A 15,215-nucleotide genomic window follows, 5' to 3' on the forward strand; every position below is an offset into this window, starting at 1 on the left:
ATTTTAGAAATTAAATCCGGCTTTAAAACCAATGCTTCGTGTTGTGGCATAACTCATATCTTCAACACCACTTACAAATCCGTTGCCTTGTACGGCTAATTGTTCTGGGTCAAAATGTGGATTTTCAGTAATGGCGAATAAATTATTTCCTACCAAAGACAGGTTTAAATCTGCACCTTCTTTTAAGCCTAAAAAGCCATCTTTAAAATTAAAGGTGTAACCAATGGCACATTGACGCAGTTTTAAAAATGACGCATCGTAAACATTGTTTTCTTCATGGTTTCTATCGTAAAACTGTCTGTAATAACTTTCTGCAGTAATGGCAACCGTATTTGCGGCACCAGTATTAACATTTACACCTTGCGCTATAATACCATCGTCTGGTCTGTAACTGGTTTCGGCTAATTGTCCACCAACATTTCCTAAAGCGCGTGTTCTAGAAACGATTTCTCCACCTTGTCGCCAATCGAATAAAAAGCTTAGGTTCCAATTTTTGTAGTTGAAATTATTGCGCCAACCTAATGTGAAATCTGGATTGTAATTTCCTAGTTTTTTCAAATTGTCATCAGCAATGTAATTGCCGTTATCATCAATTAAAAATTGTCCATTTTCGTTTTTCTGATAGCCTGTGCCGTAAAAATCGCCCACGCGTCCACCTTCTTCAACTTGAAACCAAACGGTTTGGTTAGCACTATCGTAAATTCTGCTGTATGCGAGTGTTAATCGTCCATCAGATTGTGGTAAATCTTTAATAACGGAACGGTTTGTGGCAAAATTGCAAGTGGTATTCCAATTAAAATTATCCGTTTGTATTGGTGTAATGCCTAAAATGATTTCTACACCTTGTGTATTCACTTTTCCGCCATTAACCACTTGCTGACTGTAACCTGAAGAAATAGCAACAGGTAAAGAAATGATTTGGTCTTCGGTATTGGCATTATAATACGTAAAATCTAATCGTAATTTATTATCTAAAAAACGTAAATCGGTACCAAATTCATAAGAGGTGGTTCGTTCTGGTTTTAAATTAGAATTAGGAATAAAATCTTGGTTGCTAAACGTTGGCTCACTATTGTAAGGCGTTTGCGATACAAAAGCACCAGAGGTTTGGTACGCACTGGTATCATTTCCTACTTGCGCCACACTAGCTCTTAACTTCGCAAAAGAAAATATACTTGGTAATTCCGTAACGTTAGAGAGAATAAAACTTGAAGATACTGAAGGGTAGAAGAACGATGTGCCATCTACCGAAAATGGTGTTGCTAATGCACTAGACCAATCGTTTCTACCAGTAATATCTAAAAATAAAAAGTCTTTATAACCGAATTTAGTAATACCATAAAATGAATTGATGCGTTTTTCACTTTCAAACTGAAACGTTTCAATGGGCGAAGCTGCATTGTTGAGATTGTAAATTCCTGGTTGCGCTAAACTCACGGTTTGCGATTGATTTGTGGTTGCGTTTTGGTTGAGTCTATTGCCACCTAAAAATACATCCACCGAAAAGTCATTAAATTGATTGTTATAATTGATTAAAAAATCAGTATTTACCTCTCTAAAGGTTACATCGTGCTCTGCATAAGCACCATTGCTAAAACGATTACTACTGTAAGCACGTCTTAATTGACGCTTTTCTGTGCTGTAATCCATTCCCGTTCTTAAGGAAATGCTTAAGTTTTTGGCTAATTCTTGTGTTATTGAAATGTTACCAAAAATGCGGTCGCGATTAAATGAATTGGTGTTTTCGTTTAATATGAAATACGGATTATCAAAAAAGGTATAATTAAACGAATATTGTTGTGTGCCTTCTAAACCAGGTTGCCAATAATCCTTTAAATTTTCAATATTTAAAGAACGTGGTCCCCAAGCCACCAGTGAATAATTGGCATTTTCACTGCCGTAACCATTAGAAGGTCTGTTGTCGCTACTAGAATTTATATAACTAATAGAAGCATTGATTTCAGTCTTTTTACTTGGATTAAAATTTAATTTAGCAGCAATGGTTTGTCTATCTAAATTAACACCAGGAATTATAGATTCACTTCTTAAATCAGTAAATGATAATCGGTAGTTTCCGGTATCAAATCCATTAGACACTGAAATATTATTAATGGTTGTGGTACCAGTTTGATAGAAATCTTTTAGGTTATCTGGATGAGACACAAAAGGCGTCGCAGTAATATCTAAGCCGTTATAAAGTGCAGTGTCGCCACCTCTTACAAAAGAACCGTTTGCTAACTGCACAGGACTATCAAATTGCGGAATAAGTAAACCAGTATCTAAACGCGGTCCCCAAGAATAGGTAATATTATCATTGATACCACCACCAAGACCATCTACATATTCAAACTGACCAGAATTTCCCTGACCATAAGAATTTTGAAAATCTGGTAATCTAAACGCCGAATCCACAAATAATGATGTGTTAATACTAATGCCTAAGCCTCTTTTGTTACTGCCATTTTTGGTGTCGATAACTATAACACCATTAGAAGCTCTTGTGCCATACAAAGCAGCAGCACTTGGGCCTTTTAAAACGGTAACAGACGCAATATCATCCGGATTTACTTCCATGCCACCATTTCCAAAATCAATTTCTTGAAATCCAGCAGCAGCTTCATTCGTAAAATTAAAAACCGTTTCGTTGTTAATCGGTACACCATCTACCACAAATAATGGATTGTTATTAGAAAAAGATGCTTCGCCTCTAATGGTAATTTTAGAAGACGACCCAACACCTGTTGCACCTTGTGTAACGGTTACACCAGCTAATTTACCTTGTAAGTTGTCTAAAAAATTGATGGTTTTTACTTCGTTTAAATTCTTTGAAGAAATGGCTTGTACCGCATAACCCAATTCTTTGGTATCGCGTTCTAAACCTAAAGCTGTGATAACCACTTCGTCTAAAGCCGCAGAATCTTCTTCTAAAGCGATATTAATTAGGGTTTGGTCGCCAATCACAATAGTTTGAGACTTAAAACCTAAAAACGAAAATGTAAGTGTATCTGCCGTAGACGACACCACAATACTATAAGTACCATCGTCATTTGTTGTAGTGCCTAAACCTGTGTTTGATGTAATATTTACAAACGGTAAAGGTGTTGTAGAAACGGCATCTGTGACGGTTCCGGTAATTGTAATTTGAGCATTACTGAAAAAGCATAAGCATAGCAGTAAGCCTGTGTAAATGTGCTTCATATTAAGACCACAAAACGTGGCGATTTTTTTGAGATGTTTTGGTTTGGATGAAAAAATCGTGGGAAATTCTGTAATTTAAATTCCCGTTTTAAATATGAAGTAAAATAGGCGAGCCTTTGTTATAGTGTTTTTTAAAAACGGTTCTACCATGAAAAACTGCAGTTAAACTAGAGTATGCTTGAGTGGCCTTCCGAAGTTTTAAGAGTAGTTTTTTTATCTTAAAATCTAAGGGTTTGAAACTTTCTAAAATGAGTTCAAAATCAGAAGCATCATCGATATCAGATAAGGTTTCAAGATAAGCCGTTTTTATATGTTGCTGCTGTAATTCAGAATTTAAACAATGACGAAGCTGTTTAGTTTGCCAAGGAAGATTTTGAATTTTGGTTGTATTAAAATGCGTTTTCTTGAAACCCATTAAATAAAAACCACCATCCGTAGAAGGTCCTAAAACGACATCGGAATGATTTAGTTGGTCTTTGGCTTTTAAAATGTGATTAGCGGTAAGATGAGGTATATCATTGCCAAGTGTAATAACTTGGTTGAATCCTTTATTGTAAATTGTAGCAATAGCATTTGTAAAACGCTCGCCAAAAGTCTGTCCTGTTTGTTCCTTTTCAGAATAATGAAAATAAGGTAAACCTGTTTTTTTAACCGTTTTTACCGTTTCCGTATCAAGCAATTCAAAAAAATCAGCAGAAGAACTTGATGTAGACATCAATTCTTTTTCTGCAGAATTTGCAAAGATTAATATGGCGGTTTGGTTGGTCATCTTTTATTCCTACGACAGCAGGAATCTTATATTTTAGATTCTTTTATTTTCTAGATTCCTGCTTTCGCCGGAATTGGGTTAAGCGACAACACCTTGACAGCTGCTTCCTGCACCAGCAGTACAACCGTAACAATGTTGTGAAATTACGATATTTCGTCCTTCTAATAATTCTTCATTAAAATCTGAAATATGCTTAGACTTACTATTTACTGGTAATTCTAACATTTGGTTAAAATCACAATCAAATAAATATCCATCCCAACTGATAGAAATGGTGTTGGTACACATTACATTTTCTACGGCAGCAGGATTATAAGCTTCTACCAGCGAATACATATAGTCTTCATAATTTTCTGAAGCAATAAGGAAATCTAAAAATCGAGCGATTGGTAAATTGGTAATGGCAAATAAATTGTGAAATTCAATACCAAAATCTTCCATTAATGCCTTTTTAAAATCCTTTTCCATAGAAGCTTGGTCTCCTGGTAAAAATGCGCCAGATGGATTGTACACTAAATCGAGACGTAAATCACTTCCTGGCATGCCGTAACCAACGGCATTTAATTCTTGCAAGGCTTTTATTGACTTATCAAAAACACCATCGCCTCTTTGTTTGTCCGTTTTTCCACGTGTCCAGTGTGGCATAGAACTTACCACGTGTACGTTGTGTTTTTTAAAAAACTCAGGTAAATCGTAATATTTTTTATTGGCTCTAATGATGGTAAGGTTAGAACGCACTATAAAATCTTTAATTCCGGCTTTAGCAGCTTCTTCTACAAACCACCTAAAATCTGGATTCATTTCTGGTGCGCCTCCAGTTAAATCTAAAGTGTGTGCGCCTGTGTTTTTAATCACCTCAAGACATTGTCTCATGGTGTCTCTGGTCATTATTTCCTTTCGGTCTGGACCAGCATCAACGTGACAATGGTCGCACACTTGGTTGCACATGTAACCCACATTGATTTGTAGAATTTCAAGTTTTTTTGCTTTTAAAGGAAATTGACTCGTTTCAGAAATCTTAGCTTTAAACGTTGGTAATTCTCCATTTTGAAAAATACCATTAGAAAGTATTTCTAATTGTTTGTTGCTTTGTGCTAAATCGCTTCCTTGCTTTTTTAGTGATTTTGTTGCTGTCGCCATTAATCTATTTCGGGTTTTGTAAGCTTGCTAATTAATCAAGTGCTAGTTTTTCCCTTTTGGGGAAATTAAAAGGGGCTTTTTTTACCCATCTAATTTATTTACTTTATTCATCATTTGTACACCATGTACTAAGGTTGCACCACTTTTGATAGCAGCACCAACATGTATGGCTTCCATCATTTCTTCTTTGGTTACACCTCTTTGAAGTGAATCTTTAGTGTACGCATCAATGCAATAAGGACATTGTTCTGTATGCGCTACAGCTAAAGCAATCAATGATTTTTCACGAGCAGTAAGCGCGCCTTCTTCAAAAACTTTTCCGTAATAGTCAAAGAATTTGTTGCCAAGTTCTTCACTCCATTCTGTAATTTTTCCAAATTTGCGTAAATCTGCAGCGTCGTAATATGGTTTAGACATATAGTGTTTTTTTAAGATTTGAATCAAAAATTGTTTTGTCGAAATGATTTCAAAGACATAACAAAATTTGAAATTAATTTTATCGATTAGTATTTTGTTAGTTGTGGTAAGGAATATTCAGTGATTTGAAGAACATCATTTTTTCTTACAGTTTTATCTAAAAAGTAGAAAATATCATCTAAATCATTACTGTTAACCGAAGCGACTTCATGAGCACCTCCTTTTACAATATTGAAATAATATGGCGTTTCTAATTCTTCAAGTTTTTTTACAATAGTGTTAGGTCCATCTAGCATCATATAACCCACTTTATTGGGTTGGCAATTGTGATGTGGTGCTGTACTAAAAGGTACTGTGGTATCGTTTGTGCCATGGAAAAGTACAGTAGGTATAGCATTAGTAGTTATAATATCTTCACTATTTAAAATGGCACCAGAAAAAGAAATAGCTGCAGCATATTTAATGGAATCATAAGCCGTATCGTTAGACAAGAAAAATCGTTTCATAAAAACAGTATGTAGAATAATTTCTGCACCTGCGCTGCTTCCTGCTGCAATTATTTTACTAGTATCTACTTGTAGAGTGTCACTATTATCATATATAAATTGGGTGGCATCTAAAAAATCGAGGACACCTTGATTAAAGGTAAAGAGTTTGTCTTCTTTAGAGCATTTACAGCCAAATCCCGTTTTGATACCTTTTCTTAATAGACGATAAGAAATGGAAATACCAATGTAGTTTTTTGAAGTGGCAAAATTAGCAATGTTTGTTTCGTCTGTACCAGCGCGACTTCCACCAGAAAATCCACCACCATGCATCCAAACTACAACAGGTAAACTGTCTGTTTCTTTTATGTTTTCTGGCTTATAAACGTCCATTTTAAGTGTGTCTAAACCTTTGACAGCATACGTGTAGGTTTGTACGTTTTGCGCAGAGCTAAAGACATAGGAAAAAATAAAGATGACGATGAAGAGGTGTTTCATAAAACCAAATTTAGGTCAAAAAAAATAAAATGGTATGAGGATCTACGTTTAAAGGATGCAATTGTGTTCAATTTCATATATGTCAAACTCAAAAAGTATTACTTTTAATTTTCTTTTAACCTTGTAGATGCAAAATTGGATTACTCTTTTAGCCGAATTTAAACAAAAGCAAATTCCTGTTGCGTTAGTGACCGTTACAAAATGTTTAGGTTCTACACCATGTACTGTTGGTTCTCGATTGATAATGACCAGTGATAAAAAAACTTATGGAACAATTGGTGGTGGGAAATTAGAATTTTTGGCCATAGAAGAAGCTATTGTTGCCTTGAATGAAAATAGAATTATTGAATCAACATATACTTTAGGTCCAGAGTTTGAACAATGTTGCGGAGGAAAAGTAGAATTTATAATAGAACCCATGAATCAATCGCCAGAATTATTTTTGTTTGGAGCAGGCCATATAGGTGTTGAAATTGCAAAATTATTAGTGGATACACCTTTTCAAGTTAATTTATTAGATTCTCGAGATAGTTGGTTGTCTAGTCTCGATTTAGATAAAACTATTAAGACGCATCAAACCTCTGAAACTGATTTTAAAACCTTTAAGGATGTTGTAAAATGGGGCAATAATTGTTATGTTTTAGTGTTAACTCATAACCATGCAATAGACTTTGATATTATAGCTATGGCTTTACAAAACGAAACAAAATTTTTGGGTTTAATTGGTAGCAAAACGAAAAAAGTGCGCTTTAATAATATGCTTATTAACGATCTAAATATTGAAGAAGGTATGAGTAATGTAGTTTGTCCAATTGGTTTAGATATTGGCGGAAATACACCAAAGGAAATTGCTATTAGTGTCGTTGCTCAACTAATACAAGTGCATTATTACACTAAAAACGAATAAAGTGTTCTAGCTGAAAATGGTTTCGCTTAAAGCATAATATATTGCCATTAGTGCTGAAAATATGGCGCTTCCTAAAAACCTCCACTTTAGTTTAAAGCGATTTTGAATTAAATAATTAGCTATAAATGAAATTGGAATATTGACTAGAAAAGACCAAAAGGCAATATCTAAGAGGTTGAAGCCAATAGCTTCAAACTGACCTGAAAATAATTTAATAAAGAGTAAATGCCTTGCAATCCAAAGCGGATTGAAATAGGCAATAGCTAAACCCGTTTTGGTTAAAGTTGCTTTTATTCCTTTTAAGAAATGTGTCTTTTTTACAATCCAATCAAAATAATTTGGGATTTCAAAAGCGTAAAAACTAGCACCAACCAATACCATTCCTAATAAGCGCATCCAAGAAAATTCATCTAACAGAAGTGCAGCGATAGTGTCGCCAGCACTGTAGATTAGTGCGCCTTTTGTAATGTTCGATTTTTTGTAGTGTAGTGCGATAAGAATTTATTTTTTATATAATGCCATCAAAACCTTCTCAGGTGTCATTGGCGCATGAAACTCTAAATCGTATTTTGGATTAAAAGCTGTAATGGCATTCTGAAGCGCAAAATAAGCACCAATGCCATACATTAAAGGTGGTTCGCCAACGGCTTTCGATTTTAAAATAGCCATGTCGTTTCCTTCCGTTTCAACAGGAATTACTTCAACTGTTTTTGGTACGGAAAAAATATCAGGAACTTTGTAAGTAGACAAAGCATTTGATAATAAACGTCCATCTTCATTATAGGCAATTTCTTCCATGGTCATCCAACCAATGCCTTGGATTAGTGCACCTTCAACCTGACCTAAATCAATACCTTCACTCATACTTTTTCCATAATCGTGAACGATTTTCACAGCGTCAAATTCATAAGTTCCACGCGTACAATCTATAGTTGTTGTTGTAATCGCTGTTCCGTATACATGATAAGCGAATGGATGTCCTTTTTCTTTGGTTTTGTCAAAGTGAATTTCTGGTGTGGCGTAATGTGCATTTTCGGTTAATGCGACACGCTCTAGCATCGCCATACTTATCAGATGTTTCCATTCAACTTCTGTTTTGTCGTTATTTATATAAACGAATTCATCTTTTAACACAATGGCTTCTGGTCGCACTTTTAAATGTGTGGCTGCCACATTTTTTAGTCGATCTAGTAAAGCATTACATGCCATTAAAGTTGCTTTTCCGTTTAAATCCGCAGTAGAACTCGCAGCAGAAGGCGAGGTGTTTGCAACTCTAGTTGTATTAGTGGTTTCAATTTTAATATGTTCTATTGAAACAGAGAAAACATCAGCTGCAATTTGCATCATCTTGGTATTTACACCTTGTCCCATTTCTACAGCAGCTGTGCTAATACCAATACTTCCATCTAAATAAATATGAACCAAAGCACGTGCGTGATTCATTGGTGTATTGGTAAAGGAAATACCAAATGTAATTGGCATAAACGATAGTCCTTTTTTGAATGCAGTATTTTTTTTATTGAAATCTGAAACCTCTTGTTCTAAAGTTTCAATATCAAATAATTGTTTTGCTGAATGCCATGTGTTTTTTGCTTCTACTTTTTTAGCAATTTGACCATAAGAAAAGGTGTCGTTTTCATCTAGTAAGTTAGCTTCTTGAATCTCTCTCGGACTCACACCAATTTTATGAGCTGCTTTTGCAATAGCAGATTCAATAACAAACATACCTTGTGGTCCGCCAAAACCTCTAAAAGCTGTATTTGGTGGTAAGTTGGTTTTACAACTTAATACTTTTGTAGTTACGTTTGGTGCGTAATAACTGTTGGTAGCGTGAAACAAAGTTCGTTCTGCAATGGCTGGCGATAAATCTGCTGCAGCACCAGAATTTTGTAAAAATTCAGATTGATACGCTAAGATTTTTAAGTCTTTGGTTAAGCCAATTTTATAAGTGCTTTCGTATGGATGACGTTTTCCCGTCATACGTAAGTCATCGTGACGATTCAGTATCAATTTTACCGATTGGTTTAAATGATAGGTTGCTAATGCAGCCATTACAGCCCAAGGTGTTGCTTGGTCTTCTTTACCACCAAATCCACCACCAAGTCGTGTGACATCAACTTCAATTTTATGCATGGCAACACCCAAAACTTGAGCCACTGTTTTTTGCACAGCAGTAGGACCTTGTGTAGAAGACGTGATTTTTATATTGCCATTTTCTAAAGGTTCTGCATACGCACCTTGCGCTTCAATATATAAATGTTCTTGCCCGTTTGAGAACGTTTCGCCTTCAAAAATATAATCGCAATCTGCAAATGCTTTATCAGTATCTCCTAGACTAAAAGAACGTGGTGCATTGATAAAACTGCCTTTTGCTTTCGCTTCTTTTGCCGTTGTAATTACAGGAAGTTCTTCAATATCTATTGTTATTAAATCTCTAGCTTTTCTCGCAATAAATTCAGATTCTGCTACGATTAGTGCAATTGGCATGCCCCAAAAATGGACTTCGTGTTCTGCGAATAACGGTTCATCAGGAATAATTCCGCCAATTTCGTTTTTGCCAGGAACATCTTTATATGTAAAAATTCGTTCTACACCTTGTAAGGCTTCGGCTTGAGAATAATCGATGCTTTTAATTTTTCCGTGTGCTTTTGGCGAATCAAAAACCACAGCGTGAAAAGTACCTTGCCTAATATTTACATCGTCCACGTACAAAGATTCTCCACGAACATGTGTATAAGAATCGAGGTTTTTAATACTCTTTTTTAGAGACTTTGAAACAGCATCTAATTTTGAATCTAGGATTTTATTATCTGTGTTTTTATGCATGTTGAATAAAATCGTTTAATGTGAATTGCTCTGAAAATAAGGTCGTGAAATGCGCAAAGAATAATTGTCTTGCTAATAAGCGTTTATAATCACTTGTACCTCGAACATCACTAATTGGACTAATTTCATTTTGAAGCATGGCGTTAGTTTCTAAAATAGTTGCTGATGTTAATGATTTTCCTGTTAAAAAAGCCGATGCTTTGTGCAAGTATTTAGGAATTGCAGCAACTCCTCCAATAGCAATATGTGCTTCTAAAATGACATCTTTTTCTATAGTAATATGAATTGAAGAATTAACACTTGCAATATCTAAATGGGTTCGTTTACAAACTTTTTCAAAATTAAAGAATGTTGTTTTTGTTGGTAATTTGAAACTGATATTTTTAATAAGTTCGCCTTCCTGTAAGTCGTAAGTTTTGTAAGCTTGATAAAAATCTTTTAGCGAAATTTTACGTTCTTTATTATTCTCATCTGAAATAGTAATAGTACTATTTAAGGCTAAAAAGAAAATAGTCATATCTCCAATTGGCGAAGCATTAACCAAGTTACCACCAAAGGAAGCCATGTTTCTAATTTGCTCTGAAGAGACTAGTTTAAGATGCTTTTTTAAATTTGGAAAATAGTGGTTCAATTCGGTATGATTCCATAAATCGGAAACGGTTGAGTTTGTTCCAATGGTACAAACTCCGTTTTCAATCGCGATGCCTTTTAGATAGTCTTTTTCGGCAATTAGATGAACCTTATTATCAATTAAAAGGTCTGCTTGTTGTACATATAAATCCGTTCCGCCAGAAACAAATTTTCCTTTTGATTGGTTTAAATCTTGTGCTTCTAAATCTTTTAAACGTTTTGGAATAGTTTTAAAATACTCAGGAATAAATTCGTTTTTAATTAACCAATCAATCGATTGCTTTCCTTTATGTTCTAATTTTTCAACAACTTGATGTGCTGCTTTTTCGATAGACTTGTAACCTGTACATCTACAAATGTTTCCACTAATAGCATCTAAAGCATTAGAGTAATTGTTTTCTGAATTTGACAATGCAAAACCAGTGAGCGCTACTACAAAACCAGGTGTGCAAAAGCCGCATTGTGTGGCATAATTTGATTTCATCGCTTCTTGTGCAGTGGTTAATTTATCTGTTAGATTTGTGCCTTCAACTGTTACAACGTGTTTACCATGTGCATTTCCTAATGGCGAAATACAAGAGGTTATGCTTTTGTATTCTATAGTATTGTTTTCTAATGTGCCAACTAGTAATGTGCAAGCACCACAATCGCCTTCGCGGCAACCAATTTTGGTGCCTGTGAGACGTTGTTGGTAACGTACGAAATCTAATAAGGTCATTCCAGAATTCTCTGAAGTGGTTATTGTTTTATTGTTTAGGATGAAGGTTATCAATTTTAATTATAAATTTTGATTACGTATTATGAACTCATTAAATAATGTCTGTTCATGCTTTTTTTCTTTTGACATTTCTGATAATTTTAAATCACTCATGCCACGAGGCGAATAAAAATATGTTTTCCAAATAGGTCTATGTTTTATGAAAAGATGATGACCTTTAAATTCATCATGAGAAAATATGCCAATCCAAAATTTCAACAAGAGAAGAATTGAAAAAATCATTAAAAAGAAGTTGATTTTGTTATTAATGATGATGGCTTTCATTTTCTTAAATTCAATTTTTTGATTTCATGGTTAATATGTTTTCTTAAAAATGCCCTTTCATTTTCATTAATACTATCAAGAATGCCAACTCTGCCATAAAAGCTTATGTCTTCGTTATCTTTATGGACAAGTACTATTAAAGGATATCCTTTTTTTGCTTCAAATATTTCCAAATTCTTTTCAATTCCCTTTTTAGGATTTTCACGATCTAAAAAATAAGAATAACTAATATTCTTAACTATTGAATTATCAAATGAATTGTCATTTTGGACTGCAGAAGTTATGACTCCTTGCACCTCATAAAAATCAGACTCATCATACTCTGAATATTTTGGGTTAGATTTACAAGAAGCAGTTGTAAAAATGACCGCAATTGTTAAAAGATAAATATTTTTCAAATTATTTAAAACTAATACTCAGTCTTATCCGCTTTCTTACTCCATTCTTGAAACGGTTCTAAAGCAATGTCTCTGGCTAGTTGCTCAAAAGGAATGCTTCTTTTCTCGTAGGGTAATGGAATTTCTTTATAAATAAACTCGTCATCAAAGCCAATATTTGCAGCATCGACTTGGTTGCTTCCGTAATATACTTTGTCTGGTCTCGCCCAATAAATAGCACCTAAACACATTGGACAAGGTTCACAAGAGGTGTAAATTTCGCAACCGTTTAATTGAAACGAATCTAAATTTTTACAAGCATCTCTAATGGCTGTAACTTCGGCATGTGCTGTTGGATCGTTGGTTGAGGTTACTTTGTTGTTACCTCGTCCTACAATTTTTCCGTCTTTTACTACGACGCAACCAAATGGTCCTCCTTCATTGTTGTTCATTCCTTTTAAGGCAGCCCTTACAGCTTCATGCATGAATTGTTTTTTATCTGTCATATAATATTGTGGGTCTAATTTTTGAAAATTTATGTTTTACTAAAGGTATTAAATTTTTGAGAATAGAATGGCGACTGAATAATTTTAAGAACCAAGAACCAAGAACCAAGAACCAAGATTAACTTCACTTTGTCTTAAAACGAATAGCCAATGGCAAAATTAAGAATAGGTTCGTCTATTTTAAAATCTAAACGATTTCCTTCGTTCTCTGTCGGATCATGAAATGGTGCAGCTAAATCAAACCTAATTACAAAACCTTGCACATCGATGTGTAAACCAAAACCTGCTCCCATTCCCAATTCATTTATAAAATTGGAGGTAAACTTGTCTTCACCATCAAATGTAGGATTTGCTTTTGAGTTCCAAACATTACCTGCATCTGCAAAAATAGCACCTTTAAAAAATGAAAACAATGGAAAACGATATTCTGCATTTGCCTCTAATCGTATGTTTCCTGTTTGATCAAAATAGGTATTGTCACTGTTTTCGTCATTTTCTGAGTTATATGTTCCTGGTCCTAGAGATCGAATTCTGAAGGCTCTAACACTATAAGGTCCACCAGAAAAATATTGTTTTACATATGGAATGATCTCAGAGTTTCCGTAAGGCAAACCATAACCAGCAAATAATCTGGTAGCGAGTGTATGTGATTTGTTTTTACCAAAATTGTAATGGTATCTTATTTCAATATCGGTTTTTGCATATTGTGCGTACTGTAAGCCAAGAAATGTATTAGGCTCATTTTGCTCAGTTTCCTTATCAAAAAGACTTACGGAGTTACCTGCGATATCTAATGTGGCATTGGCAAAAAATTGGTTAGTTTTATTTGAATCTACCATCCCATTGTAAGTAAAAGAAAAGGTCATGCCAGGAATAAACTGCTGATCGAAGCTTTGTTGTAGAAATGGGTTTTCATCTAAAATGGCTTCAAATTCCGCTGAGGTTTTTGTGAGTTCTGTATAATTCACTGAAATAGGATTAAACTGATAAGTTATATAACGATTAGCATTCCATGAGTAACCAAAAAGAGCACTTCCAGAAATTAAGGTGTATAATTGGCTCCTACTTAGGTAATTTACACCTAAACTCGTTTTTGTAATTGGTATAGAATATTCAAAGAAGTTTTCGTTGAATTTCCAAGGAAAAAGTACTCTAGGAAATATGACTTCGGCTTTTAATCCTAACTCTACACTACTTAAATTTGAATTGTCTCCACTAGCAAATTGTACTTCGTAACCAACATTACCACTAATGTTTAAAACTTCTCCGCCTTTAAATAAATTTCTATTACTGTATGTTAGAGCGAGATTAGGGCCTGTAAAATTATTAGATTTTGTAACGGCTTGTAGTTCTGCTCTTATAGCGCGTTTGGTTAAAGGTGATAGAAAAATATTAGCTTCTAGCATGCCTAAACTATCGGTTTGTAAAGAATCAATTTCTTTATATTGAATATTCACGTATTTGTAACTTCCTAACGTAGATAAGCGTCTGGCTGTATTCTTTGAGGTTTTGGGATTATAATATTCGCCTTCTTTTAGTGTAATGTATTTGTCTAAATATTTTGGTTTTATAAATAGCGAATCTTGATAGTAGTTTTTATCATTAAATCGCTCCATTTTAGAATGTGTAGAATCTTGTAAGTCGTAATTTGGATAGATGTTAATTCTATTTATTTTGTAAGGTATTTTTGATTTTTTAGGAACTTCAGCTTTGAGTTTTAAAAATAAATTATAGCGCTTATTGTCATACTGATTGGTGTCTGCTTCAAAAATGAAAAAATCAGAATTCATATTGTAATACCCTCTTTTCTTTAATTCTGAATCTAAGCGCTGTCGTTCTAATTTCATGTATGTTAAATCAAAACGTGTGTCTTTTTTAAAAGGAGAATTACTCACTATGTTTTGTACATCGCTGTACAAAGGTGTTGGCATTGAATCAATTTTAAAACTTGCTAATCGATACGCTTTTTTAATATTAATCTTGTAGGTCACAGACGCTTCTAATTCATCTTCTTCAAAAGAAGAAGATGATGAACTGTAGAAATAACCTTTGTTTTCTAGCCTATTTCGTAATATTTCTTCAACTTCAAAGGGTTTAACATCAGATTGATATACCGGTTCTTCGCCTATTTTTTTATTTAGCCATCTATTTATGAATCCTGGATTTTTATTTTGTGCTTTATAATGATAATACAAACCCAGATACATGCCCAAAAACTTTGAGTTGGGTTGAGGTCTAACAACAGTTGCAAGTTCTGGTTTTAAGTTTTTAGAAATGACAACAGAAGAATCTGATTTTATTTCAACGTTTGCACCAGAGTATAATCTTTCACCTTCGGGTATATATTTTTTTATACTACACGAGAATAGTGTTGTTATAACCAGGATTGTTAGAATAATATGTTTTAAAAATCTATTCAA

Annotated in this window: 13 protein-coding genes; 1 reads left to right on the plus strand and 12 read right to left on the minus strand. The window is 34.2% G+C overall.

The features are described from left to right. Positions 1–3: 3 nt before the first annotated feature. The 5 genes from ACJBCC_RS05875 to ACJBCC_RS05895 form a co-directional block, all read right to left on the minus strand. Positions 4–3,198 (minus strand): SusC/RagA family TonB-linked outer membrane protein, encoded by a 3,195-nt coding sequence (locus ACJBCC_RS05875; protein ID WP_407556654.1) that lies wholly within the window; start codon positions 3,196–3,198, stop codon positions 4–6. 88 nt (positions 3,199–3,286) lie between these two features. Continuing rightward, entirely contained in the window at positions 3,287–3,967 is a 681-nt protein-coding gene (locus tag ACJBCC_RS05880; protein WP_407556655.1) for a DUF2064 domain-containing protein, read from the minus strand. Between the two features lie 78 nt (positions 3,968–4,045). Then, positions 4,046–5,107, minus strand: a complete 1,062-nt coding sequence (gene arsS / locus ACJBCC_RS05885) for an arsenosugar biosynthesis radical SAM (seleno)protein ArsS (protein ID WP_407556656.1) — start codon at positions 5,105–5,107, stop codon at positions 4,046–4,048. 81 nt (positions 5,108–5,188) lie between these two features. Beyond that, the gene (locus ACJBCC_RS05890) at positions 5,189–5,524 is read right to left on the minus strand and encodes an arsenosugar biosynthesis-associated peroxidase-like protein (protein WP_092445017.1); all 336 of its coding nucleotides are present in this window, start codon (positions 5,522–5,524) and stop codon (positions 5,189–5,191) included. 86 nt (positions 5,525–5,610) lie between these two features. Further along, positions 5,611–6,507 (minus strand): alpha/beta hydrolase, encoded by an 897-nt coding sequence (locus tag ACJBCC_RS05895; protein WP_407556657.1) that lies wholly within the window; start codon positions 6,505–6,507, stop codon positions 5,611–5,613. Between the two features lie 127 nt (positions 6,508–6,634). Here ACJBCC_RS05895 and xdhC point away from each other — a divergent pair, with 127 nt between their 5' ends. Continuing rightward, positions 6,635–7,414, plus strand: coding sequence for a xanthine dehydrogenase accessory protein XdhC (gene xdhC / locus ACJBCC_RS05900; RefSeq protein WP_299102066.1), 780 nt, complete (start codon positions 6,635–6,637; stop codon positions 7,412–7,414). Positions 7,415–7,420: 6 nt separating this feature from the next. Here the strand turns inward: xdhC and ACJBCC_RS05905 are convergent, their stop codons facing one another. The 7 genes from ACJBCC_RS05905 to ACJBCC_RS05935 form a co-directional block, all read right to left on the minus strand. Beyond that, a complete protein-coding gene (locus tag ACJBCC_RS05905) occupies positions 7,421–7,810 on the minus strand; it encodes a hypothetical protein (protein ID WP_299102064.1) in 390 nt (129 codons plus the stop codon). A gap of 105 nt (positions 7,811–7,915) precedes the next feature. Next, entirely contained in the window at positions 7,916–10,240 is a 2,325-nt protein-coding gene (locus ACJBCC_RS05910; RefSeq protein ID WP_299102063.1) for a xanthine dehydrogenase molybdopterin binding subunit, read from the minus strand. Then, positions 10,233–11,642: an FAD binding domain-containing protein gene (locus tag ACJBCC_RS05915; protein ID WP_407556658.1), complete on the minus strand. Its 1,410-nt coding sequence runs from the start codon at positions 11,640–11,642 to the stop codon at positions 10,233–10,235. The genes ACJBCC_RS05910 and ACJBCC_RS05915 overlap by 8 nt, the downstream gene beginning before the upstream one ends. Positions 11,643–11,648: 6 nt before the next feature. Further along, positions 11,649–11,912, minus strand: a complete 264-nt coding sequence (locus ACJBCC_RS05920) for a hypothetical protein (RefSeq protein ID WP_407556659.1) — start codon at positions 11,910–11,912, stop codon at positions 11,649–11,651. Continuing rightward, a complete protein-coding gene (locus ACJBCC_RS05925) occupies positions 11,909–12,310 on the minus strand; it encodes a hypothetical protein (protein WP_299102059.1) in 402 nt (133 codons plus the stop codon). Before ACJBCC_RS05925 ends, ACJBCC_RS05920 begins: the two co-directional genes overlap by 4 nt. 11 nt (positions 12,311–12,321) lie before the next feature. Further along, positions 12,322–12,795 (minus strand): nucleoside deaminase, encoded by a 474-nt coding sequence (locus tag ACJBCC_RS05930; RefSeq protein WP_299102057.1) that lies wholly within the window; start codon positions 12,793–12,795, stop codon positions 12,322–12,324. Between the two features lie 134 nt (positions 12,796–12,929). Beyond that, a complete protein-coding gene (locus ACJBCC_RS05935) occupies positions 12,930–15,215 on the minus strand; it encodes a BamA/TamA family outer membrane protein (RefSeq protein WP_299102055.1) in 2,286 nt (761 codons plus the stop codon).

The organism is Winogradskyella sp. 4-2091 (assembly GCF_045765065.1).
Lineage (GTDB): Bacteria > Bacteroidota > Bacteroidia > Flavobacteriales > Flavobacteriaceae > Winogradskyella.

What these genes read in the sequence shown, in the direction of transcription:
- ACJBCC_RS05920 (WP_407556659.1), bottom strand. Translation starts at nt 11,912, where the DNA reads ATGAAAGCCATCATCATTAATAACAAAATCAACTTCTTTTTAATGATT.
- ACJBCC_RS05895 (WP_407556657.1), bottom strand. Translation starts at nt 6,507, where the DNA reads ATGAAACACCTCTTCATCGTCATCTTTATTTTTTCCTATGTCTTTAGC.
- xdhC (WP_299102066.1), top strand. Translation starts at nt 6,635, where the DNA reads ATGCAAAATTGGATTACTCTTTTAGCCGAATTTAAACAAAAGCAAATT.
- ACJBCC_RS05880 (WP_407556655.1), bottom strand. Translation starts at nt 3,967, where the DNA reads ATGACCAACCAAACCGCCATATTAATCTTTGCAAATTCTGCAGAAAAA.
- arsS (WP_407556656.1), bottom strand. Translation starts at nt 5,107, where the DNA reads ATGGCGACAGCAACAAAATCACTAAAAAAGCAAGGAAGCGATTTAGCA.
- ACJBCC_RS05910 (WP_299102063.1), bottom strand. Translation starts at nt 10,240, where the DNA reads ATGCATAAAAACACAGATAATAAAATCCTAGATTCAAAATTAGATGCT.
- ACJBCC_RS05930 (WP_299102057.1), bottom strand. Translation starts at nt 12,795, where the DNA reads ATGACAGATAAAAAACAATTCATGCATGAAGCTGTAAGGGCTGCCTTA.
- ACJBCC_RS05905 (WP_299102064.1), bottom strand. Translation starts at nt 7,810, where the DNA reads ATGCGCTTATTAGGAATGGTATTGGTTGGTGCTAGTTTTTACGCTTTT.
- ACJBCC_RS05875 (WP_407556654.1), bottom strand. Translation starts at nt 3,198, where the DNA reads ATGAAGCACATTTACACAGGCTTACTGCTATGCTTATGCTTTTTCAGT.
- ACJBCC_RS05890 (WP_092445017.1), bottom strand. Translation starts at nt 5,524, where the DNA reads ATGTCTAAACCATATTACGACGCTGCAGATTTACGCAAATTTGGAAAA.